The organism is Nonomuraea sp. NPDC048916 (assembly GCF_040649575.1).
GTDB lineage: Bacteria > Actinomycetota > Actinomycetes > Streptosporangiales > Streptosporangiaceae > Nonomuraea.
Map to the genome: position 1 here is coordinate 1 of NZ_JBEZFS010000044.1, position 21,627 is coordinate 21,627.

Consider the following 21,627-nt stretch of genomic DNA (forward strand, 5'->3'; position numbering starts at 1 on the left):
AGCCGGTTGCCTTCATCGTCATCGATCTCGCGGACGCGAACCCGTTCAGCCACCACAGCAGTCTGAAACGATCACGCCGACCGAGGTGGGACCTTGATCGGCGCGCCGTTACGAAACAGGGCAAACCCGATCTGCTACGGCACTAGATATCGATCCCACGAGCAGCAAGGATCTCCCGCCACGGCCTCCCCTGGGGAACGGGTTCGCCGGCCAGAGCCTGCTGAGCTCGCACGTGCATCTGACGGCGCCCCTCGGGATCCTTTGCGGTGTCACATGCGGAGATCCACCAGCGGTGCACGAAGGTGTTCAGCGCTCCAAGATCCAGGCTCACTCTGACCTCGTCGAGCACGGCCTTCAGCCCGGCGTCGAAAGCCTCGCGATCTTCCGGGACGACCAGCGCAGCACGGATGGCCCGCAGGTTCTTCTCGGGCAGAGGCGCGCCGACGGAGATGAAGTCCTGCGGTTGTGCAGTCATGCCCTGCTCCCTTCCTTGTCCTCTAGAGACTACAGAGGAAGAGCGACATCCTTCATGCACAGGCGAGAAGCCGGATTCTTCATGGCTTGAAGTGGAGCGGGTGACGGGAATCGAACCCGCGCTGTCAGCTTGGGAATCATCTACTGACCTTGCCGCCCTGAGCTGGGAAAACGGGGGTGCAGGTCAGGGCGGGTCGAGTCCCCGTGAGTCCCCCTGGTTGACCGTGGTTCCCCCGCCTGTTCTGGCACAGATCTGGCACGGAAGCCGCTCGATATCCATCGCTCGCGGGCGGCCCGGTGGCGCTGCCCTGATAGCCGAAATTGTCGCTGACGGACTCTATGCTTCCCGCCCATGAGCAGAGATGAGACCCCTGTCGTGCACACCAAGCAGATGGAGGTGGAGGTGGAGGACTGCGGTTCGGTCTATCTCCTGGATCGGGAGGACTACGAGGCCGGCGTTGGGTTAGATGACTCCCCGACTAACTCCATTGGGCTCATCGAAGTGGAGGGTAAAGGCATCGCCTGCCTGAATATCGCCGCTCAGTGGGGGGAGGTGCCCTTCACGGTGGCTGTCGCCGATCGGGATCCGGGTGCCCACTTTGACGGCTACGAAGACATCGTGGAGATCAGTTTCGAGTCCACGTCGGGCGAGCTCCTCCTGGCGGGATGGCAGACGGATTGGGACGATGAAAAGGCGCACGGCCTTCCTCCGTTGCCTGCTGGTCCCGGAACATACCGCTTGCGGTATCACACCCAAGGGGATATGGAGAGCTGGCCCATAGATGGCTACTACCTTCAGATATGGCCCGCGCCGCAGCATGACCCCGCCGTGCTGAAAACTACGAGTCAATTCCTCCAGTACTTACTGAACCCCAAAGCTTGGAAATCGCAATGATCACGGACTTTGGGCACTGGAGCCCCTGGTCAACGACAACCTTGGGCCAGCCGTGAGTGCCCGTCGTTGACCCCTCGTCACCCTGGTTAATAGCTCGAGGATGAGCTGTTTCCGACTCCGAGAGCCCCGGCCGGCGAAATGCCATAGGTGCACGTAGAAGGGGAATCGAACCCCTGACCTACAGTTTACAAGATCTCGGTACGCGACCCTGTGACCAGCTGCGTTCCAGGTCAGAGGCGGTCTCGCCTTGCCCGTGAGTCCCCGTGACTCCCCCTTGACGACCCTCCTGACGGGCACGCAACGGGCACGGCCTGAGAGCCCCGTGCGGACGCACACACCTCCCCCGCCGGATCTTCCCGTCGCCGTCGTCCCACCCTTCGGGGAGCTGGCCCCGGGCTGTCAGCTTGGGAATTGCAGCTATCACGAGCTCTGGACCCTGGGTTGCCTGGTCAGCGGCCTTGTCGGGCCGGTCGCGAGTGACCGTGGTTGACCCCTCGTTGCCGGGGTTAATGGCACGCTAATGGCACGACGATCAGGGGGTTGACGTGGGGCTTAACAAAGAGATCGCGGCACGAATCGCCGATGAGCGTATGGCCGAATGGATGCAATGAGCCACCTACGCGGAGCTCGCTGCTATGGAGGCCGATGGTGAATCCGAGCTTGGGCAGGTAGTGGCCGAGTATGGTCGGACCTACAGCGTAAAGTGCCACGTCCTCCCGGATGGAGACGGCGCTCTCCGCCTCGCTGTGGAGGTCGACGATGGTGGCCGGTCAGCCTTCCGCCCCCTGAGTAGATGCGAGATCATGCGCCCGGACGGCTCATACGTGGAGTAGCAGAGCGCCTCTGCGCGCACCTCCGCCCTCCTGATCATCCCGTCTGCCGTCGTCCCGCCCGAAGGGGAAGCGGGCCGGGGCCACGGGCACCAGATGGAGCGCCCCACCGGACGAACGATCTGGTGCCCGTGGCCCCGGTCTGCTCGGCTTGTCCCGGGGCGATGGCGGGCGGGATGATCAGGCTTCCACCTCAGCCACCTACGGACCTCATGCCCGCGCGGCGATCATCCCGGAGCCGGAGTTCCCCGCCGGAGGCTAATCTCTGACCCGCACCAAGGAAAGGCGGAGAGTTATGGGCGCCTGGGGTACAGGTCCGTTGGACAACGATGCGGCGGGCGATCTGCTGGACGAAGTCTTGGAGGCAGAGCGGGAAGATGTTCCTGAGCTGCTCGAAACTGTGTTCCGGCGCGTGTTGGTTACTGACGGCAGGATAGACAGCTGGGAAACCGAACAGGCCTTGGCCGGTGCTGCGCTGGTTGCCTATCGTCTCGCGGCCAGGCGTGGTCATCCGCTCGCGACCGATGAGGACCTTGACCCGATCCAGCTTGAGGTTACGGAGCGGCTGATGTCCTTGGCAAGAGAAGTCATCCGGCGAGCGCTGATCCCCGAGAACAACGAGTGGTACGACCTGTGGATCCTCTCGGAGGGGATCGACGAGGCGCGGGCACAGCTTGCGCCGTATGTGCACGTGCTTGCCTCGTAGCTCGGTCATCGGATCCCACCGTGCAGCCGGACGCGGCGGTGTGCCGTTGGTTGGCGAGATGGTTGGGTACGGCGGGGCCGCGTCTACGGCGATGCCCCGCGCGGCGCCCGCGGCGCGACCGGCCCCCAGGCCGCAGCGCGGCGCGGTAGCGCTGGCGCGGGGCGTACGGCGGCGCGGCGCGCCGCCGCTTGATACCTACAAGAACTATTCGGCAGAGCGCAGGCTATGCTTCGCGATCTTCTGCGCTTCGGCAATCAGCTCGATGAGATCGGCTATGAGTTTGGGGCTGGCTGCGATGGTCGCGCGGGATGCCATGCTGTGCGGGCTGCCGTCGATGTCCACGACTGCGGCCCCAGCTTCTCGGGCAATGAGGACGCCTGCGGCGGTGTCCCACGGGTTGTTGCTGAGCATGATGCACGCGTCGGTCTTCCCGTGGCCGACCCACGCCAGATCAACCGCGGCTGAGCCGTACATCCGAACCCGCTGCACCCGAGCTGCGAGTTCGTGAGTCAGTGCCAGCCTGGGCTGGTTACGCTCCTGCGCGTTGTCGCCCACCGCGTAGTCACCGATGGACACGATGGCGGCGTCAAGGCCGCGGGTGTCGCTGGTGCGGATTTCCACCCCGTTGGCCTGGGCGCCGCAACCTTCCGCTGCGGTGTACCGGGTCCCGAGGAACGGTAGATCGATTACGCCGATGCTGGGCATGTCCTTGTCCACGAGGCCCAAGGAGACGCCGCAGAGCGGAATGCCGTGCAAGAAGTTCGCCGTGCCGTCCACGGGGTCAAGCGCCCACATCAGACCGTTGCCGGTACGGCTGACGCCTTCCTCCTCACCCAAGAAACCAATCTCGGGTGTCTCTGCGGACAGGAACTCTCGTACGGCGTGCTCGACGGCGTAGTCCACCTCGGTGGCCATGTCCCGGTCACCCTTGGCGGTGATGACGCCGGGGGCCTTAGTGCGGATGATCTCGCTGGCGATGGTGACGGCGTGGTCGGCGATGGGGAGAAGGGCCCGGGTGTCGAGGGTCATACAGGTCGGCTCCGCTCCCACATCGAGGTGAACACCTGGTCGAAGACGGGAAACAGGCCGTCCGCGGCAGTGTTGTCCGTGATCACCAGCGTAGGCGAATCCACGCCGCGCGCCTGCGGCAAATACGGCTGAACCACGCAAAGCCCGCGATCCACGATCAGGATGTTGAACCGGATCGTCTCGTCGTAGACGTGCAGCTCAAGACGCTGCGCCGACTCCGTGTCCAACCGGGCGCGCAATCTGGTCAATATGCTGATGTTGAGCGCGGTCAAGGTGGTCAGCGTCCCGTCCGTGTATCCCTCCTCCGCCTCGCGCGCTCGGATAGCCTCGCCCTTGGGGTCGAGAAACAGGCAGCGAATCCTGGTGCCGGTGTCCAGCAGGCGCTTGAGCTGGTGGTCTGGGTAGCTCTGGCAGATCACGTTGAGTGACAGTCCCGCCGCACTGATCTCCTTCGCGCTGTCGAAGAGCGTCGACGCCGGATAGGCCGACGAGAACGCGGATCGGCTGCTGAACACGGCTGACAGATCGCCCAACTGAGAGGGCTCGGACAAGGGGCCGGCGAGGGGAGCGGGATCCGGCTCAACCCGTGGTGCGGGCACCTCCGCGCCGTTCGCTGAGAACAGCTCGTCGGCGGAGCGACTAGGGAACATCGCCTCCAAGACCCGACAGTGATCGGAGTACGGCAGGCCCTTGAGCTCGCCGGTCAGCCAGCGATGGAGCTGAGCCCGGCTCGGCCAACCGCCCTGCAGCGAGGGGTCAACCTTCTTGGCCGCCTTGTCGTACTCCTTGCAGAACGTGCTGTACGTCTGCCAGTGCCGTTGCTTCAGGAGGGTCTTCAAAAGGATCACGGTCTGCGTCGCAGGCTGGGGTCCCATAACTCCACGTTAACCGGGCTCCGAAGCTCAGGGGAGACAAAGACGAGACAAAAAGAGACCGGATGATCACAGACGGTACACACGGGCAGTCGAGACGCGACGCCTGACCGGGCAATCCTCGCTACATGACTGCGCGATGTGGCTCTTGCTCGGGGCGAGGCTGGAAGTATGTTAGTCTCCGCCGCTCCATAGTGGCCGCCGAGAATCCGGGCGACACCACGACGGACGAACGACAGAAAGCGGCTTGCTGGCGCTGCGTCGGCACCGGACGGGCGGCGTCATGACCGTGGCCTCCGGATGTCTGAGCCCGCACGTATCCCGGCTCAAACCAGACCACATGTGCCTCGTGTGGCGCTCGCCGTGCCACTCAGAAGATCGAGCCCGCGTGATCGCGTGGACGTGCGACTGTCGTGCGCCCTTCTACGAGCTGTGCCACGCGGCGGGTGTCGCCCACATCCGGCGAACTCACCTCGACGTGGTCCATGAGACCTATCGGTGGTCGTTCAGGGAGGCTGAAACCGTCTGGAGGGCGCTTCTCGACGGCCAGGCCCGGTAGGCAGGCGCGGCGGCGTGATCGACTCCGGGTGTCTCATGCCGTCGCGTCTCGGGGTAGGCGGGGTTCCTTGAGCGCAGTCAACGGGTCCCCGCCACTCCGCCTATCACGAGAGGGAGACAGAACGCCAACGCAAAGCTAGTCTTAACGACAAGTCGAGTTGTTGGATGGTCGTCATGTCGTCTGAAGAGTTCGCGCCTCCGAAGTATGCCCAGATCGTCCAAGCGATCAGGCAGAAGATCCAGAACGGCACCTACCCTCCGGGTTCCCTGCTGCCCTCCGAGACGCAGCTCGTGCGCGAGTTCTCCGTGAGCCGTCCAACCGTGGTCCGCGCGCTCCAGGTCCTCCAACTCCGCGGCGTCATCGAACGCGAACACGGCAAGGGGTCCTTCGTGAAGGCGGCCCCGCCCGTCTCACCGGAGGACAACACACGCCCGGGACGCGCCGTACTCGACCGAGTCGAGGCCGACGAAAACGCCACCCTCGTTGATGCGGGGCCGGTCGCCGTTCCCGCGTTCGTTGCAAAGTTGCTCGACGTCCCTGAGGGCACTTCGGTGGTACGGCGACGTGTCCTGTTCCGCGACGCCGAACGACCCGTCGATCTCGTCACCTTGTGGGGTACTGCGGGGATGGGACTCGACGCGAGCGAGCTCCTCACCACGGGCGTTCGTCAGCACCTCCACGCCATGAAGGGCCTCCAGCTCCAGCACGTGAGTGAGCGGCTGAGCGCCCGGCACCCTTCAACCGAAGAAGCCAAGCTTCTGGAACTGCGCAAGACCGCGCCAGTCCTCGGGGTGCTGGCGAGCGTCTTCAACGGGGGCGGTAATCCGGTCCTGGTCGTGGACCTAGTTCTGCCCGGTGACCTTCACGAGCTGGAAGACGCCTACTCGCTCTAGATCAGGTGTCGTAGCTGCCATCCCAAGGTTCGTGGAAACCGAGCCTGTCGGGATAGAGCTCCGCATGCTCCATGCCGTCGTGGTCTTCGAGGACCAGGCCGAAGAAGAGACCCTTGAGCTCGAACTGAAACGGTCGAACGGCTATGTCGCCGTACCTTAGCCCCGGTATGCCATCGAGCCAGTCGCGGAGAAAGTCCATCGCGGCCTGGCGCGCTTCGTCGCCAAGCCCCGTGTACTCCACGGTGGACTCAAGGTAGTTCCCCTCCTGGTCGAACTCGTGGAGGTAGGCATACCAGCGCCTACGGCTGTTCCAGTCCCCATCGTCTGCGATCGACCCATCAAACTCAGAGACGACGCTGCCGAAGAACTGACCCCGCGCCCATCGCCCAATGGTGTCGGTGCGATAGCCAGCCTCACGCGAGATAGGAATGGCGTCCGGGTAGGTCATGAGCAGAAACCGTAACCGGATTGCACGGTATTAGCCCAATTTGTCTCTGACCTTGAAAGATTTCCTCTAGAAACCTCGCCAACTCGTGTTATCAAGTCCGCGAAAGAGGGTACCTTGATGACAGCTCGACAAGTCGAGTTAGCGACAAGACAACAACTCAAGGAGAATCACAGTGGCACTCCAAGGTCCCATCCCCGTCACGTTCGACATGGTCTTCCCGCAGGGCTGCTACATCGTCGGTGAGGTCGAGCCCGTCAAGGACTTCGACGCCTCGACCCCGCAGCGCTTCGTCCAGGTCCGCGACAAGCACACAGCGGAACTCGTCTGGCAGGTCACGGTCATGGACGCGGACCCGTCGCTCAAGGCCGCCCAGAAGACGGTCGCGGTGAAGATCCTCAACCCAATCCAGCCGGTTCCCCCGGCGCCCATGCCGGGCCTGCCGTTCACGCCGGTCGAGTTCGACCACATGACCGTCACGCCGTATGTCAACCAGGCCGGACGCCTGGCCTACTCGATCAAGGTCCGTGAGATGCGGGCTCCTCGGAACAACGCCAAGCCCGCAAAGAACGAGGCGGCCTGACATCCAAGGCGGGGCCGCTGGAACTGGCATTCCGGCGGCCCCTTGATCTTCCCTACACGCGAATGTCTGGAAGGACCCCCACCCTAATGTTCAAGAAGATGCCCGGCGATGAGCCGCACCGCATCGTCTCCACCACTCCCGACACAGCCGTTGTCTTCAAACCGACCGTCATCGAAACCCCGACAATCCTCACGTTCATCGTCCACGGCTGGCGCTTCCTCGCGGAGTTGGTTCGCACCACCTACCGGCATCCGGTCGCGGTCGCCTTCCCGGTCGCGCTCGGTGTGATCTGGACTCTGTACGGCTGGCCGCTATCAGCAGGCACGCTCGGCTTCGTCGTCCTGGCCCTGACGGCCTGGTCGTTCAACGACCGCGACTCCTTCGCCCGGCTGGCGGGCTTCCGCCTCCTGGCCTGGTGGCGGCTCTTGTCCACCTATCGCCGTCACTGGCAGTCGGTCATGGACGTCTCCGGCCTGGCCAAGCGCATCCATGGCCGCGACTACCTGCCCCGGCTCGTCAAGGTCACGTGTGACGGCTGGGCCGACCGCGTCACCGTGAAGATGCTCAAGGGCCAGGCGGTCAAGGACTGGACCGACAAGACCGACAACCTCGCCCAGGGCTTCGGCGTGGCGAGCTGCCGCATCGCGCTCGTGAGGGGCGGTCGCCTCGCACTGACCTTCCCTCGCTCCGACCCACTCGCCGCTCCGATCCCCGCACTACCCATCCCAACGACACCGACCGTCGGACCCGTCGAGATCGGCAAGCAGGAGGACGGCCAACCGCTCCGGCTCAAGGTTCACGGGACTCACGTCCTGATCGCCGGAGCGACAGGAGCCGGCAAGGGCTCCTTCCTCTGGGACACCATCCGCGGCCTCCTGCCAGCCATGCAAGCGCGCCTCGCAGAGATCTGGGCCCTCGACCCCAAGCTGATGGAACTGAGCTTCGGCCGCGAGCTCTTCCAAGGCCGGTACGCCGCCGATCCAGCGGACTGCGCCGACCTGCTCGACGAGGCCGTCAGCGTCATGCAGAAGCGCGCGGCCCGCTTCTCCGGACTCCAGCGCTCCCACACACCAACCGTGGAAGACCCCTTCGTCCTGGTGCTCGTCGACGAAGTGGCCTTCCTGACCGCCTACCAGCACGACAAAGAGCTGAGACGCCGCATCTCCGCCGCCCTGGCCACCCTCGCCACCCAAGGCCGCTCGGTCGGCGTGGGCGTCATGGCGGCGCTCCAGGACCCTCGCAAGGAGGTCATGAACATCCGCAACCTCTTTCCGGACAAGATCGCCCTTCGACTCGACGAGTCCGAGCAGGTGGACATGGTCCTCGGCGACGGCGCACGTGACCGCGGCGCACTCGCCGACCACATCTCACCCGTCCCGGAACTGGGCGCTGGCGTCGCGTACATGCGCCTCGAAACCAGCCCCGAACCCATCCGCGTCCGTGCCGCCTACGTCTCCGACGACGACATCCGCGACATGGTCGCCCACTTCAAGGAGGCCGCATGACCCTGGCCCACTTCCTCGACGGTCTCCGCTGCGCCACCTGCGAGGCCGTGAACGTCCTCTGGCTCGACCCCGTCCGCGCGCTGGTCGAGTGCACCGAATGCGGCCAGACCGCGCTCACCGTCCCCGACGAAAGGAGGTCTGCATGACCGACCGCAAGACTCCGCGTGCCGTACGGCAGGCAATGCCCCTCGCTCGCGACGTGGCCGAAGAGATCGCCAAGCTCAACGGCGTCTGCATCCGGCCCATCGCGCTCAAGCGGCTCGACACGACCACCGGCAAGACCGAGGTCGTCGATGTGCCGTGCGGCTCAACCCTGGAGAGCAAGTGCCCGAGCTGCGCCAAGCGGAACAAGCAACTCCGTATGGCCCAGTGTCGTGAGGGCTGGCACCTCGACCAAGAACCGATCATCACGCCCGACGAGCCCACCGACGAACAGACCTGGCTCGTCGAGTTCTGCGCCGACATGCAAGCCCAGCGAGACCAGGTGGCCAAGGCCGGTGAGGACACGACCGACTTGGACGCCGTCCTGGCCGGGCTCGACATAGAGATCAACGAGGCAGGCATGCGGGGGAGCGTGATCGGCAGGACCACGACGAAGCGTTCCCGCTCGACCAAGCGCCGCCAGGATGCCCCGGACCTGCCCAAGCGCAAGATGGAGAACACCACGCTCGGCAGGACGTACAACGGCTACCGCCCCTCGCTGTTCGTCACCCTGACCCTCCCGTCCTACGGCAAGGTCCGTAACGGCTCCCCGGTTGATCCGGACACCTACGACTACGCCCAGGCGGCTCGTGACGCGCTGCACTTCTCCAAGCTCGTCGATCGCTTCGTGCAGAACCTGCGGCGCGTGGCGGGCTACGACGTGCAGTACTTCGCGACCGTCGAACCTCAGAAGCGGCTCGCCCCGCATCTGCACATGGCCATCCGTGGAACGCTCCCACGCTCGGAGATCAAGCAGATAGCCGCCGCGACCTACCACCAGGTGTGGTGGCCGCAGGCTGATGAGCCGGTGGACTACGAACCCGTCTGGGGCGAAGACGGTTACCTCAACCCGAACACCGGCGAGTACCTGCCCACCTGGGACGAGGCCATCGACCAGCTCGACGAGCCCTCTCATGTGATCCGCTTCGGCGATCAGGTGGACGGCAAAGGCGTTCTCGCAGGCTCCAAGGATGCCGACCAGTGCATCCGCTACCTGTCCAAATACCTCACGAAGTCCCTCGGCGACACCGCCGAAGGACACAGCACCCACGCGACCCGCTTCGCTGACGCCCTCCGCTACGAACCGTGCTCACCCACGTGCCCGAACTGGCTGCGGTACGGCGTGCAGCCCAAGAACGCCAAGGCGGGAATGACTCCCGGCTGCTGCCGCTCCAAGGCCCACAAGCCCGAACACCTCGGCTACGCCGGACGCCGCGTCCTGGTCTCCCGCAAGTGGTCGAACAAGACCCTCGCGGAGCACAAGGCCGACCGCCGCACCTGGGTCATGGAGGCCCTCGGCGAACCGGACGCAGCCGCAGACCCGCACCGCTACGTCTGGCGACCCGTCCGAGTCGGTGACCCCGATATCGACCCGATCGGCGTCCGCCTCCTGCGGTCCGTGGCCGAACGCCAGCGCTGGCGCGCCCACCTCCGCGATCTGGAGGCCAGAGCCACCGGCCAAGATCTTTCGGCAGTTGGAGAGGCGGCCTGACATGGATCGACTCCTCAACGTCGATGAAGCCGCCGACGCGCTCCAGACCTCGACCCGCTTCGTCCGCCGACTGATCTCCGAACGCCGCATCGAGTTCGTCAAGGTCGGGCGGCACGTCCGCATCCGCGAAACCGCCCTGGTCGCCTTCGTCATCGAAGGCACCGTCCCACCCATGAGAAGGGCCTCCTGATGGCTAACAAGGACAACCACCGCCGTTTCGGCAACATCCGCCAGCTCCCCTCGGGCCGGTACCAGATCCGCTATCCCGGACCTGACGGACGCATCCGGGTGGGCGACGAGACCTACGAGCGCAAGGGCGACGCAGACAGAGCACTCACCCTCATCGAAGGAAAGATCCTCTCCGGGACCTGGACAGATCCCGAGCGCGCCAAGATCAAGCTCTCCGAGTATTCGGCAACCTGGATCGACCAGCGAGCAGGCCTCCGCCCTCGGACAGTCGATCTCTACCGGTGGCTGCTCAAGCAGCACATCACGCCATACCTCGGGAAGGTCCAGCTCGGGAAGCTCTCGACGGCGATGATTCGGCAGTGGCGGGCCGACCTCTTGGCCAACGGTGTTTCAGTGAGCATGGCGGCCAAGGCTTACCGGCTGCTGCGGGCCGTACTGATGACGGCGACCGAGGATGACCACATTCTCCAGCGCAACCCCTGCCGTATCCGCGGGGCCGGCGACGAGAGGGCGGAGGAGCGGCCGGTGCTATCCGTGGGGCAGGTCTTCGAACTGGCTGACAAGGTGGGCCGTCGTCCCATCGGCAACATCCGGGGTCTCAAGAAGGGGGAGGGCTACCGCGTTCGATTCCAGCGTCATGGGGAGATGCGCACTCATTCCGAGGTCTTCCCGACGAGGCCGGAGGCGGAGCGCGCACTGTGGCGCATGATCGACGAGGGGAGGTCCGATTGCCTTCATGATCGGCGCTACCGTGCGTTCGTCCTCCTCGCGACCTTCGCGAGCCTCAGGTGGGGCGAGATCACCGCACTGACCCGAGGTGACCTCGACCTGGACTCCGGAACCGTTCGGATCCGTGTCGCCTTCGTGGAGCGCTCGACGGGTGAGCTCGTTCTCGGCCCGCCCAAGTCCAAGGCTGGCAAGCGCGTGGTCGGCATCCCGCAGGCGATCATTCCGGCGCTGCGCGAGCACCTCAAGATCTACGTGAAGCCCGAGGAGACCGCACTCGTCTTCGCCGAGATCAAGGGCGGCCCCATGCGGAGGAGCGGATTCAACCGGCTCGCGGGCTGGGCGGAAGCCGTGCGGTTCACCGGGGTCCCGAACCTGCACGTTCATGACCTTCGCCACACCGGCAACATGATCGCGGCAGGCTCCGGCGCTGGCCTCAAGGACCTGATGACCAGGATGGGTCACGACAACGTCCGGGCCGCGATGATCTATCAGCACGCGGTCAGGGGCGCGGACAAGATGATCACTGAGGCGATTGACAAGCACCTGATCGGGCACGAACGGGCATGCTATCCCGACGAAAAGACCCGCCCGACCAGCTCGTACCCACCGGATGATCCGCAAGCCCTAATGGCACGTTAATGGCACGCGGAGATCAACAAGCCCTCACAAGATCAAAGCCCAGGTTTCGGACTCCACATCCGACCTGGGCTTTCGCGATGAGAGCGGGTGACGGGAATCGAACCCGCGCTGTCAGCTTGGGAAGCTGATGTTCTGCCATTGAACTACACCCGCATCGGCCGAAGCCGCGACCACCACTGTAGCGGAAACCGAGGCCACTTCAGCAAGCCCGGGACGGTAGGTTGCTCCACGTGCTGCTATCTGACCGTGACATCCTCGCCGAGATCGACGCCGGCCGGCTCGCGCTCGATCCTTTCGACCAGGACATGATCCAGCCGTCCAGCATCGACGTACGGCTGGACCGGTTCTTCCGGGTGTTCGAGAACCACAGATATCCGCATATCGACCCATCGGTGGAGCAGCCGGATCTCACCCGTCTGGTGGAGCCCGACGGTGACGAGCCGTTCATCCTGCATCCGGGCGAGTTCGTCCTGGCGTCCACGTACGAGACGGTCACGCTGTCGAGCGATCTGGCGTCACGGTTGGAGGGCAAGAGCTCGCTGGGTAGGTTGGGCCTGCTCACCCATTCCACGGCCGGCTTCATCGATCCCGGGTTCAGCGGGCACGTCACGCTGGAGTTGTCCAATGTCGCCACATTGCCGATCAAGTTGTGGCCGGGGATGAAGATCGGGCAACTGTGCGTGTTCCGGCTGAGTTCTCCGGCGGAGCACCCGTACGGTTCGGCGAAGTATGGCTCGCGCTACCAGGGGCAGAGGGGGCCGACACCTTCGCGGTCGTTCCGTAACTTCCACCGGACCAAGATCTGAGGAAGCCGGAGAAAGACAGGCTGAAAAGGCGCTGAAGGTGCCAGGTTCCCCGGTGTCGCGCAGCATACGGAGGGTAGCGACTAGGAGAAGGGGACATGAAGTTCGCATTTTGCCTGGTTACCCGTACTCTCTTCCACGGACCATCCCCGCACATCTGGAGATCGACGTGCGCCTGCGTCTCACGCCACGTGAGGACAGCTACTACGACCTGTTCGCCGACTCGGCGAACAACCTGGTCACGGCATCGCGCCTGCTGGTGGAGATCATCAGCGATGGATCGGACAGGGAAGCCCTGGCCGACAAGATGCGCGTTTGCGAGCACACCGGGGACGAACGCACTCATGCGATCATGAACCGGCTCAATGAGAGCTTCATCACTCCGTTCGATCGCGAGGACATCTATCGTCTCGCCTCGAACCTCGACGATGTGATGGACGCCATGGAAGCGGCCTCCGACCTCATCGTCCTCTACCAGATCGACCACCTGCCCAAAGATGTCGTACGGCAGGTCGAGGTGCTGGAGAGGGCCGCCGAGCTGACGGCCGAGGCCATGCCCCGGCTGCGGTCGATGAAGAACCTCAACGAATACTGGATAGAGGTCAACCGGCTCGAGAACCAGGGCGACCAGGTTTACCGGCGGTTGCTGGCCAAGCTGTTCAGCGGTGAGTACGACGCGTTGACGGTCATGAAGATGAAGGAGGTCATCGACGCCCTCGAAGAGGCCGCCGACGCCTTCGAGCATGTGGCCAACACCGTCGAGTCGATCGCGGTCAAGGAAAGCTAACCCCTGTGGACCTCACGCTCGCCCTCGTCATCAGTGTGGTCGTCATCGCGTTGATCTTCGACTACACCAATGGCTTCCACGACGCGGCGAACGCCATCGCCACCTCGGTCTCCACACGCGCGCTCACCCCGCGGGCCGCGTTGTTCATGGCCGCGGCGATGAACTTCATCGGCGCCCACCTCGGCACCCAGGTCGCCCAGACAGTCGGCAAAGGGATCATCGACGCGCCTCAGGGCTCGCACGGGCTGGTGATCGTGGCGTCAGGCTTGATCGGGGCCATCGCCTGGAATCTCATCACCTGGCGCTTCGGCCTGCCCTCCTCCTCCAGCCATGCGTTGATCGGCGGTCTCGTCGGCGCGGCACTGGCCTCGGCCAGCGTCGTCCACTGGGGGGGCGTGCTGGACAAGGTCGTCATCCCGATGATCCTGTCACCGCTGATGGGATTCACGCTCGCCGCCACGATAATGATCGCGATCTACTGGATCTTCCGCAACGCGCAGCCCGGCAAGACCAACCGCGGCTTCCGTTACGCGCAGACCGTCTCGGCCGCCGCCATGGCGCTCGGGCACGGCCTGCAGGACGCCCAGAAGACCATGGGTGTGATCTTCCTGTCGCTGGTGGTCGGCGGTTACGCCGCTCCGCAGGACGAGATCCCGCAGTGGGTCATCCTCGCCGCCGCGAGCGCGATCTCACTGGGCACGTACGCCGGAGGCTGGCGGATCATGCGGACACTGGGACGGCGCATCATCGCGCTGGATCCGCCGCAGGGGTTCGCGGCCGAGACCGCGGCGGCCACGGTCCTGTACGGCGCGGCGATCGGGTTCGGCGCGCCCATCTCGACCACCCACACCATCACCAGCGCGATCATGGGCGTCGGCTCGACCAAGCGGCTCTCGGCCGTGAGGTGGGGCGTGGCGGGCAACATCGTGACCGCCTGGGTTCTCACGATTCCGGCAGCGGCTCTGGTGGCTGCCCTGTCCTACTACGCCCTGCACTGGATGGTGGAGTAGCGGCGTACATCACGTCCACGTCCCAGCGGTTGAACCCGAGGGACTCGTACAACCTGATCGCCGCCGTGTTGGCCTCGTCCACGTAGAGCATCGCCTGGGCGAGGCCGCGCGAGCGCAGGTGGTGGAGTCCGGCCATGGTGAGGGCCTTGCCCAGGCCGGTGCCCTGCTGGGAGGGGTCGACGCCGACGACGTACACCTCGCCCAGGGGCTCGTGGCCGTGCCCGGACGATCCGTGGATCTTCGTCCAGTGGAATCCGACGAGCCGGTCGCCGCGCAAGGCCAGGAAGAACCCGGCGGGGTCGAACCACGGCTCCCGCTCGCGCCGGAGCAGGTCGTTCAGGGTCCACGAGCCCTGTTCGGGATGGTGGGCGAAGGCCGCGGCGTTGACCTTGAGCCAGGCCTCCTCGTCCCGCCCCGGCTCGAACGCGCGCAGCCGCACCCCGTCGGGCAGGGTGGGGGACGGCAGCGGCGCGAACAGCGAGCGGCGCATCTGCCACAGCGAGCGCATCCGCTCGAACCCCATCGACTCGGCCAGCGCCCCCGCTCCGGCGTGGTCGCCGTGGGCCCACAGCCGCAGCCTGCCGCCGGTCAGGTCGAGTACGGCCCGCAGCAGCCGCCCGCCGTGTCCCATGCGCCGGAACGACGGATGGATGACCAGTTCGCCGCTCGGGCCCTCGACCTCGTCGGTCGGGTCGACGTGGGCGTAGCCCGCCAGGGTCGGGCCGGCGTACAGCAGGAGCGAGCGGGCGAGCGGGTCGCCGCCGTAACGCATGTGGAGCATCACGTGCTCGTTCAGCGGGCGTACGCCGTCTGCTTCCGTCGCCGCGTCGACGAGGTGTTGTACCTCGGCGATTTCCTGGTCATCGAGCCGCTCTCTGATCTTCACGTGCCCTGTCACAGCTCGAACTCTAGGCGCACAACTGGCAAATAACGCCATGTGGGGGTCCGACGAATCGTTAGCTTTGCGACATTGGCTGCGTAGCTTGTCGCCGTAACGTCTTGGGCCATGACGTCTCGTTCCCTCCTCCGGCTCGCGCTGGCCGGAGCCGTCGCCACAGGCTCGGTCCTGCTCGCCGCAGTGCCGGCGGACGCGGGTAAGACTCCCAAGACGGTCCCCGTCCGCCTGCTCGCCCTCAACGACTTCCACGGCAACCTCGAGCCGCCGTCCGGCTCCTCCGGCCGGATGATCGACGAGAGCGGCGCCACGGTCGACGCGGGCGGCGCCGCCTTCGTCGCCAGCCACATGAAGGCCCACGCCGACCAGAACACCATCGCCGTCGCCCAGGGCGACCTCATCGGCGCGACCCCGCTGGTCTCCGCCGCCTACCACGACGAGCCATCGGTCGAGTTCATGGGCAAGATCGGGCTGAAGGTGGCCGCGGTCGGCAACCACGAGTTCGACGAGGGCTACGCGGAACTGCGCCGGATCATGAAGGGCGGCTGCCACCCGGTCGACGGCTGCTCGCCCGCGGGGGAGTGGAAGGGCGCGGCGTTCGACTACGTGGGCGCGAACGTCCTGTTCAAGAACCGGAACGAGAAGACCGACGCGTTCGCGGGGCTCGGCGACCAGAGGCAGATCAAGCAGCTGATGGCCGACTGGGGCGTGCCCGCGCTGCCGCCGGTGAGCGTCAAGTGGATGAACGGCGTGCCGATCGGCTTCATCGGCCTGGTCACGCAGACCACGCCGAACATCGTCACGGCGGAGGGCATCAAGGACCTCAAGTTCGTGGACGAGGTCAAGGCCGCGAACGTGGCGTCCAAGCTGCTCAAGCTGCTGGGCGTGAAGGCCCAGGTCGTCCTCGTGCACGAGGGTGACCAGGTGACGGCCGGCCAGTCGCCCGACGCGTGCAGCGCCATGCCCGGCGCGGGCAACCGCATCGCCACGCAGGTCGACCCCGAGATCGACGTGGTGCTCAGCGGCCACTCGCACCAGGCGTACCTGTGCACGGTCAAGGACCCGGCGGGTCAGGACCGGCTCTACTCGCAGGGCGGCTCCTTCGGCCGCGTCATCACGCAGGTCGACCTCAACGTGAACGTCAAGACGCGCGACATCGACCGCTCGTCGGTCGTGGCGGACAACCACGTCGTGACCCGCACGGTCACCCCGGATCCCGAAATTTCGGCGTTCGTGCAGACGTGGAAGGACCGCGTCGCCCCGGTTGCCAACAAGCCCGTCGGCACGATCAGCGCGGACATCACCAACACCGCCGCCCCGAGCGGTGAGTCGCCCCTCGGCAACCTCATCGCCGACGGCCAACTCGCCGCGACCAAGACCGGCGGCAACGCCCAGATCGCCCTGATGAACCCGGGCGGCGTCCGCAACTCGCTGAGCTTCGCCGGCTCCCCGGCCAGGGAGGGCGACGGGGTCGTCACCTACGGCGAGGCGTTCAGCGTCCAGCCGTTCAACAACCTCATGCAGGTGGTCACGCTGACCGGCGCCCAGCTGAAGACGGTGCTGGAGCAGCAGTTCACCGGCGGCCCGAACAACCAGCCGTTCGCCAAGATCCTGCAGCCCTCGGCGAACCTGACCTACACCTACACGAGGTCCGCCGCCTGGGGTTCCAAGGTGTCCGACATCAGGATCGACGGCACGCCGGTGACCGACACCCAGTCGATCCGCGTCGCGGCCAACAACTTCCTGGTCGGTGGGGGAGACGCGTTCCTCGCCTTCACGGAGGGCACGGACGTGTGGAGTGGCCCGCTGGACATCGACGCCTTCGTCGAGCACCTCGGCAGGAACAACCCCATCGCCCCGCCCGCCACCAACCGCATCACCGCACTGGACTGACCCGCACCCTCAAAGCACCCGTGCACAAGCACCCGTGCACATAGCACCCGTGCACCGTCGAAAGCACTCGTGAGAGGCCCGCTTCCCACCGGAGGCGGGCCTTTCCCGTACGCGGGAAACGTCCCCCGGCCGGGCCCTCGCCGGCCGGGGGACGCGCGCCCGTCACCTCACGAGCAGGGCGGTGACGAACTGCAGCAGGTGCCACGCCACGAACGCGCACAGCGAGCAGAACGCCCATTCCTTGGCCCGCGAGACACGGGACGTCCACCGGAGCGCCTCCACCGGGTCCCGCCCCGGCCGGATGGTCCTGACCAGGAGGTAGGCCGACAGCAGCCAGGCGACGACCGAGGCCACCACGAGCCCGAGCGAGAGGGCGAGCAGCGGCGGCGAGGAAGGCATGGCGTCGTCGGGGGAGAGCTGCCGGATCCACGCGGCCGGCACTCCGGCGAGCACGGAGAGCGTGATCCGCCTGTCCTTGCGGGCCTGGCGCTTCAGCCAGAGCAGGTCTCGACGCAGCTGGTTCTTGATGAGCATCCGGATCACCTCCGACGGAGTAGCTGGGACACCAGCTAACGGGAGGAGCCGGACGAGAATCTGCGACCTGATGTCGCGAGATTTACGACATTTCGCGGAGTTCGGTGGTCGCCCGCTTCAACTCTCCGAGGTCGCCCACCTCCTCCAGGATCCGCACGGCCTCGGTCAGGTGCTGCCTGGCCTGCGCGAAGTCGCCCAGGCGGCGGGCGATCAGGCCCAGTGCGCGCAGGGCGCAGCCCAGGTCCCGACGCGTGCCGCAGGCCAGGTGGACGTCCCTGGCCTGGGCGGCGTGGGCCTGCGCCTCCTCCGGCCGTTTCAGGTCGAGCAGGATCATGGCCAGCGTGGTGAGCGCGGCGGCCCAGCGGTCACGGGTGCCCGACTTGTGCTGCAGTCCGGTCGTCGCCTCGGCGTACTCCAGCGCCTCCTCCGGCCGGCCCGCGGTGTGCAGCGCCTGCGCGATCGAGAGCAGCGCACTGGCCTTGTTGTCGCGCATCTCCTCCCTGATCGCCAGCGACGCCCTGGCCGCGCGCAGCGCGTCCTTGTGCCGGTCGAGCGACAGGTAGGTGTAGGCCAGCGTCTCCTGGACGTCCGCCTCGGCCCGGCGGTTGCCCATGCCCTGCACGATGTCCAGCGCCTCCAGCGCGTACACGAACGCCACCTGCGGCACCCCCTGGCGCCGCCGGACCCGCGCCAGCCGGTTGAGCATCCGCGCCTCGACGGGCGGGTCTTGGATCACCCGGCTGATGGCCAGCGCCTGGTTCAGGTAGTCGTCGGCGCGCAGGTAGTCGGCCAGCCGCCAGTAGACCAGCCCGATGTCGCCGAGCGTCTCCGCCTTGCCCTGCTCGTGATGGAGCTCCCGTTGTACGGCCAGAGCCTGCTCGTAGTGGTCGAGCGCCTCGTCGTAGCGGGATCCGTTGCGCGCGATCCGGCCCAGCGCGCACAGGGCGCGGCCGCATCCGTGCTGGTCACCGGTCGCCGTGTAGCCGGCGAGGGCACGTTCGGCGTCGCGCTGGGCGTCGTGCGGCAGGCGGAGCGTGTCGTAGATCTCGGCCAGGCAGAGGAGCGTCTCGGCCTCGGCGTGCTCGTCGCCGAGGTCGTGGCAGATCGACAGCGCCTCCAGGCCCTCCGACAGGGCGGCGTTCGCCGCGCCGAGGTGGTGCCGCACCCGGGCCAGGATGATCAGGCTCTGCGCGGTGCCCCTGCGGTCGCCCAGTTCCTCGCGCACGTCCAGCGCCTGACCGGCGTGGTGCAGGGCGAGCTCGTGGGGTTCCTGCGACAGGTGCAGGCGCGACAGCGTGTGCAGGCAGTCGGCGACCCCGGCCAGGTCGCCGATCTCCCGGTAGAGCTCCAGCGCCTCGCCCGCGCACTTCAGCGCGTCGTCGTTGCTGCCCGCGATGCCGTGCACCTCGGCCAGCTCGTTGAGCGCGCGGGCGCGGCCCTCGCGGTCGCCCAGCTTGGTGAAGTCGGCCAGCGCCTCGCTGATGTAGCGGGCGGCCTGTGTGGAGGGGCCGATGTCGTGGTGGATGGAGCCGAGGTGGCTGCGCATCCTCGCGATCGCCGGCCGGTTGCCGATCCGCGCGGCCGAGGTCAGCCCGGCCTGCTGGATCTCCAGGTTGTTCTCGTAGTAGCGCAGCCGTTTGAACGGCTCGAACACGGCCGCCGCCAGCTGCCAGGCGATGCCGTGCGCGTCGGTCTCCTCCGCCAGCCTCACCACGGAGACCAGGGAGCGGCGCTCGGCCTCGAACCACTCACGCGGCGTGGCCGGGTCCGTGGCCATCGCCAGGTAGTGGTCGAGCAGCCGCACCCTGGCCTCCCGCACGCCGGCCTCGGCGTGCCGGCCCAGCTCCCTGGCCAGCCCCTTCACCAGGTCGTGCACGCGGTAGCGCGGCCCCGGCATCGGCTCGACCAGGTACGCCCGGTGCAGCCCCTCCACGGCGATCACGGCCTCGCTCACCGAGGAGCCGAGTGCGGCGGCCAGCACCTCGGGCGTGAAGTCCCGGCCGGGCAGCAGGCCGACGTGCCGGAACGAGCGGCGCTGCGACGGGCTCAGCGACTCGTAGGCCAGGTCGAGGGCGGACCGGAAGGCCTCCTCGGGGTCGCCGGAGAACGGCGGGCGCCGGTCGGGGCGGCGCAGCTCCCGCACCCGGGAGGCGACGCTGAGCTCCGGGTTCTCGCTCAGCTTGGCGGCCGAGATCCGCAACGCGAACGGGTGGTAGGAGCAGACCCGGGCCAGCTCGGCCAGCGCGTCGCGATCGGCGGCCCGGGGCGAGTCCTCGCCCAGCACGGCCACCAGCAGCGCGACCGCGTTGCCCGGGTCCAGCACCGGCAGGTCCATCAGGTCGGCGTGGCCGGTGGCGCGCAGCGGCGCCATCCTGGTCCGGCTCGTCACCAGGACCACGCAGTCCTTGCTGCCCGGCAGCAGCGCCCGCACCTGCGCCGGATCGGCGGCGTTGTCAAGGATGAGCAGCAGCCGGCGACCGGCCAGCCGGCTGCGGTAGAGCAGCATCAGCTCGGCCTCGTCGGAGGCGGGCATGTGCTCCCCGACACCGAGCGAGCGCAGGATCTGCCCGAGCGCCTCGGCCGGGGTCATCGGCGGCTGGCTGGGGGACTGGCCGCGCAGGTCGATCACGATCTGCCCGTCCGGGAACCGATCCGCGTGCAGATGCCCCCAGTACGTGACCAGCGTGGTCTTGCCCACTCCCGGCAGCCCCTGGACGACCATCGTGTTGGTCCGGTTGGGCCGCTCCAGCCAGGAGGTGAGCAGGTCCAGGCTGAGCTGCCGGCCGGTGAAGTCGGGCACGGCGGCGGGCAACTGGGCGGGCCGGGGCACCTCACCCACGGGCAGCGGCTCGGCCTGCGCGCCCGGACGGGTCAGGAACGGCGTGACCCGCCCCTCCCACGGAGCCGACAGGTGCTCCCAGCCGCCGGCGACGTTGCGCAGGGCGGCGGCGTCCGCGATCCGCACCCGGCGGTAGCCGGGCCGCTCCAGCCAGCCGCGCCGCACCCACTGGGCGACCTGCCGCTGCACCACGTCGGGCGCGCTGCCGACCAGGTCGGCCAGGGTCTCCACGGACAGCGGCGGCGAGGACTCCGAGGCCAGCCCGTAGCGCCCGTCCAGGTGCAGCAGCCACACGGCCAGCCGGGCCGCCACGGAGGCCCGGGCGAGCGCCTCGTGCCTGCGCGCCGCCATGTTGCGGGCGAACAGATCCTGCACCAGCGCGGTGGCCACCGCCGTGTTGGACGAGGCGTGCTCGCGCAGCGCCCGCATGTCGATCGGCCACGCCCGCACCTCGGTGAGCGCGTCGACCCGCACCCGCTCGCTCGGGCTCCAGAACGCCAGTTCGCCGACGAGTTCGCCACCGGCGCGCAAATCGTGAATGGCCTCACGCTCGCCCGGCGGTGTGTACTCCCGGGCATAGCCGTAGTCGATCAGATAAACGCGGTTGGCCGGTCGTAACGGCGAACAAATGCACTCATTACGCCGATACACGCGGGGCCGGGCGGACTCGTCGACCAGCGACCTGAATAAGCTCATGGAAACACCACCAATCCAGGGACGGCGGTGTCCACAGCATGACAGGTCAGGGCCGGCGAAGCGCCGATCACGTCACATCAGTGCACCCCGGACTCGGCACCCTGTCAACGGCTCGCCTCTGGGGCGGCC

Annotated in this window: 20 protein-coding genes and 1 tRNA gene; 13 read left to right on the forward strand and 8 right to left on the reverse strand. The window is 66.9% G+C overall.

Annotated features, from left to right (window positions below):
• Nucleotides 1–142 precede the first annotated feature (142 nt).
• Complete coding sequence (locus tag AB0C16_RS33940; protein WP_357689116.1) at nt 143–475, reverse strand: DUF6247 family protein; 333 nt, start codon at nt 473–475, stop codon at nt 143–145.
• Between the two features lie 351 nt (nt 476–826).
• Between AB0C16_RS33940 and AB0C16_RS33945 the strand changes: the two genes are divergently transcribed.
• The gene (locus AB0C16_RS33945; protein ID WP_357689117.1) at nt 827–1,369 is read left to right on the forward strand and encodes a hypothetical protein; all 543 of its coding nucleotides are present in this window, start codon (nt 827–829) and stop codon (nt 1,367–1,369) included.
• 1,125 nt (nt 1,370–2,494) lie between these two features.
• On the forward strand, nt 2,495–2,905 hold the full coding sequence (locus AB0C16_RS33950; protein WP_357689118.1) for a DUF4259 domain-containing protein: 411 nt from the start codon (nt 2,495–2,497) through the stop codon (nt 2,903–2,905).
• Between the two features lie 204 nt (nt 2,906–3,109).
• On the opposite strand, the gene AB0C16_RS33955 is transcribed toward AB0C16_RS33950, so the two are convergent.
• Both AB0C16_RS33955 and AB0C16_RS33960 read right to left on the reverse strand, forming a co-directional pair.
• Complete coding sequence (locus AB0C16_RS33955) at nt 3,110–3,934, reverse strand: inositol monophosphatase (protein WP_357689119.1); 825 nt, start codon at nt 3,932–3,934, stop codon at nt 3,110–3,112.
• Nucleotides 3,931–4,809 (reverse strand): DUF5919 domain-containing protein, encoded by an 879-nt coding sequence (locus tag AB0C16_RS33960; protein ID WP_357689120.1) that lies wholly within the window; start codon nt 4,807–4,809, stop codon nt 3,931–3,933. The genes AB0C16_RS33955 and AB0C16_RS33960 overlap by 4 nt, the downstream gene beginning before the upstream one ends.
• A gap of 720 nt (nt 4,810–5,529) precedes the next feature.
• Between AB0C16_RS33960 and AB0C16_RS33965 the strand changes: the two genes are divergently transcribed.
• Nucleotides 5,530–6,258: a GntR family transcriptional regulator gene (locus AB0C16_RS33965; protein ID WP_357689121.1), complete on the forward strand. Its 729-nt coding sequence runs from the start codon at nt 5,530–5,532 to the stop codon at nt 6,256–6,258.
• 1 nt (nt 6,259) lies between these two features.
• Here AB0C16_RS33965 and AB0C16_RS33970 read toward each other — a convergent pair whose 3' ends face one another.
• On the reverse strand, nt 6,260–6,706 hold the full coding sequence (locus tag AB0C16_RS33970; protein WP_357689122.1) for a hypothetical protein: 447 nt from the start codon (nt 6,704–6,706) through the stop codon (nt 6,260–6,262).
• A gap of 172 nt (nt 6,707–6,878) precedes the next feature.
• Between AB0C16_RS33970 and AB0C16_RS33975 the strand changes: the two genes are divergently transcribed.
• The 6 genes from AB0C16_RS33975 to AB0C16_RS34000 all read left to right on the forward strand — a co-directional run bounded on the left by AB0C16_RS33975 (nt 6,879) and on the right by AB0C16_RS34000 (nt 12,041).
• Nucleotides 6,879–7,286, forward strand: coding sequence for a plasmid replication, integration and excision activator (locus AB0C16_RS33975; RefSeq protein ID WP_357689123.1), 408 nt, complete (start codon nt 6,879–6,881; stop codon nt 7,284–7,286).
• Nucleotides 7,287–7,372: 86 nt separating this feature from the next.
• Nucleotides 7,373–8,791, forward strand: coding sequence for an FtsK/SpoIIIE domain-containing protein (locus AB0C16_RS33980; protein ID WP_357689125.1), 1,419 nt, complete (start codon nt 7,373–7,375; stop codon nt 8,789–8,791).
• Nucleotides 8,788–8,937, forward strand: a complete 150-nt coding sequence (locus AB0C16_RS33985; RefSeq protein WP_357689127.1) for a hypothetical protein — start codon at nt 8,788–8,790, stop codon at nt 8,935–8,937. Before AB0C16_RS33980 ends, AB0C16_RS33985 begins: the two co-directional genes overlap by 4 nt.
• Nucleotides 8,934–10,484 (forward strand): replication initiator, encoded by a 1,551-nt coding sequence (locus AB0C16_RS33990; RefSeq protein ID WP_357689129.1) that lies wholly within the window; start codon nt 8,934–8,936, stop codon nt 10,482–10,484. The genes AB0C16_RS33985 and AB0C16_RS33990 overlap by 4 nt, the downstream gene beginning before the upstream one ends.
• Before the next feature lies 1 nt (nt 10,485).
• Nucleotides 10,486–10,674 (forward strand): helix-turn-helix domain-containing protein, encoded by a 189-nt coding sequence (locus AB0C16_RS33995; protein WP_357689131.1) that lies wholly within the window; start codon nt 10,486–10,488, stop codon nt 10,672–10,674.
• Entirely contained in the window at nt 10,674–12,041 is a 1,368-nt protein-coding gene (locus tag AB0C16_RS34000) for a site-specific integrase (RefSeq protein WP_357689133.1), read from the forward strand. Before AB0C16_RS33995 ends, AB0C16_RS34000 begins: the two co-directional genes overlap by 1 nt.
• A gap of 82 nt (nt 12,042–12,123) precedes the next feature.
• Here the strand turns inward: AB0C16_RS34000 and AB0C16_RS34005 are convergent.
• Nucleotides 12,124–12,194 (reverse strand) — tRNA-Gly (locus AB0C16_RS34005).
• Nucleotides 12,195–12,271: 77 nt separating this feature from the next.
• Between AB0C16_RS34005 and dcd the strand changes: the two genes are divergently transcribed.
• The 3 genes from dcd to AB0C16_RS34020 all read left to right on the forward strand — a co-directional run bounded on the left by dcd (nt 12,272) and on the right by AB0C16_RS34020 (nt 14,641).
• Nucleotides 12,272–12,847 carry a dCTP deaminase gene (dcd, locus tag AB0C16_RS34010; RefSeq protein ID WP_357689135.1) on the forward strand — a complete coding sequence of 192 codons (576 nt, stop codon included), beginning with the start codon at nt 12,272–12,274 and terminating at the stop codon, nt 12,845–12,847.
• A gap of 166 nt (nt 12,848–13,013) precedes the next feature.
• Entirely contained in the window at nt 13,014–13,631 is a 618-nt protein-coding gene (locus AB0C16_RS34015; RefSeq protein ID WP_189124409.1) for a DUF47 family protein, read from the forward strand.
• A gap of 5 nt (nt 13,632–13,636) precedes the next feature.
• On the forward strand, nt 13,637–14,641 hold the full coding sequence (locus AB0C16_RS34020) for an inorganic phosphate transporter (RefSeq protein ID WP_357689137.1): 1,005 nt from the start codon (nt 13,637–13,639) through the stop codon (nt 14,639–14,641).
• Here AB0C16_RS34020 and mshD read toward each other — a convergent pair.
• Nucleotides 14,574–15,539, reverse strand: a complete 966-nt coding sequence (mshD, locus tag AB0C16_RS34025; protein ID WP_357689139.1) for a mycothiol synthase — start codon at nt 15,537–15,539, stop codon at nt 14,574–14,576. The two genes, AB0C16_RS34020 and mshD, sit on opposite strands and share 68 nt — an antisense overlap.
• A gap of 108 nt (nt 15,540–15,647) precedes the next feature.
• Here mshD and AB0C16_RS34030 point away from each other — a divergent pair, with 108 nt between their 5' ends.
• The gene (locus tag AB0C16_RS34030) at nt 15,648–17,429 is read left to right on the forward strand and encodes a bifunctional metallophosphatase/5'-nucleotidase (RefSeq protein WP_357689141.1); all 1,782 of its coding nucleotides are present in this window, start codon (nt 15,648–15,650) and stop codon (nt 17,427–17,429) included.
• A 162-nt stretch (nt 17,430–17,591) separates the two neighbouring features.
• On the opposite strand, the gene AB0C16_RS34035 is transcribed toward AB0C16_RS34030, so the two are convergent.
• Complete coding sequence (locus AB0C16_RS34035; protein WP_357689143.1) at nt 17,592–17,963, reverse strand: hypothetical protein; 372 nt, start codon at nt 17,961–17,963, stop codon at nt 17,592–17,594.
• 82 nt (nt 17,964–18,045) lie between these two features.
• Nucleotides 18,046–21,498 (reverse strand): tetratricopeptide repeat protein, encoded by a 3,453-nt coding sequence (locus AB0C16_RS34040; RefSeq protein ID WP_357689145.1) that lies wholly within the window; start codon nt 21,496–21,498, stop codon nt 18,046–18,048.
• Nucleotides 21,499–21,627: the final 129 nt, after the last annotated feature.

Excerpts from the sequence above, each read along its gene's own strand:
- AB0C16_RS33940 (WP_357689116.1), bottom strand. The coding sequence starts at position 475 with ATGACTGCACAACCGCAGGACTTCATCTCCGTCGGCGCGCCTCTGCCC.
- AB0C16_RS33945 (WP_357689117.1), top strand. The coding sequence starts at position 827 with ATGAGCAGAGATGAGACCCCTGTCGTGCACACCAAGCAGATGGAGGTG.
- AB0C16_RS33950 (WP_357689118.1), top strand. The coding sequence starts at position 2,495 with ATGGGCGCCTGGGGTACAGGTCCGTTGGACAACGATGCGGCGGGCGAT.
- AB0C16_RS33955 (WP_357689119.1), bottom strand. The coding sequence starts at position 3,934 with ATGACCCTCGACACCCGGGCCCTTCTCCCCATCGCCGACCACGCCGTC.
- AB0C16_RS33960 (WP_357689120.1), bottom strand. The coding sequence starts at position 4,809 with ATGGGACCCCAGCCTGCGACGCAGACCGTGATCCTTTTGAAGACCCTC.
- AB0C16_RS33965 (WP_357689121.1), top strand. The coding sequence starts at position 5,530 with ATGGTCGTCATGTCGTCTGAAGAGTTCGCGCCTCCGAAGTATGCCCAG.
- AB0C16_RS33970 (WP_357689122.1), bottom strand. The coding sequence starts at position 6,706 with ATGACCTACCCGGACGCCATTCCTATCTCGCGTGAGGCTGGCTATCGC.
- AB0C16_RS33980 (WP_357689125.1), top strand. The coding sequence starts at position 7,373 with ATGTTCAAGAAGATGCCCGGCGATGAGCCGCACCGCATCGTCTCCACC.
- AB0C16_RS33985 (WP_357689127.1), top strand. The coding sequence starts at position 8,788 with ATGACCCTGGCCCACTTCCTCGACGGTCTCCGCTGCGCCACCTGCGAG.
- AB0C16_RS33990 (WP_357689129.1), top strand. The coding sequence starts at position 8,934 with ATGACCGACCGCAAGACTCCGCGTGCCGTACGGCAGGCAATGCCCCTC.
- AB0C16_RS33995 (WP_357689131.1), top strand. The coding sequence starts at position 10,486 with ATGGATCGACTCCTCAACGTCGATGAAGCCGCCGACGCGCTCCAGACC.
- AB0C16_RS34000 (WP_357689133.1), top strand. The coding sequence starts at position 10,674 with ATGGCTAACAAGGACAACCACCGCCGTTTCGGCAACATCCGCCAGCTC.
- AB0C16_RS34030 (WP_357689141.1), top strand. The coding sequence starts at position 15,648 with ATGACGTCTCGTTCCCTCCTCCGGCTCGCGCTGGCCGGAGCCGTCGCC.
- AB0C16_RS34035 (WP_357689143.1), bottom strand. The coding sequence starts at position 17,963 with ATGCTCATCAAGAACCAGCTGCGTCGAGACCTGCTCTGGCTGAAGCGC.
- AB0C16_RS34040 (WP_357689145.1), bottom strand. The coding sequence starts at position 21,498 with ATGAGCTTATTCAGGTCGCTGGTCGACGAGTCCGCCCGGCCCCGCGTG.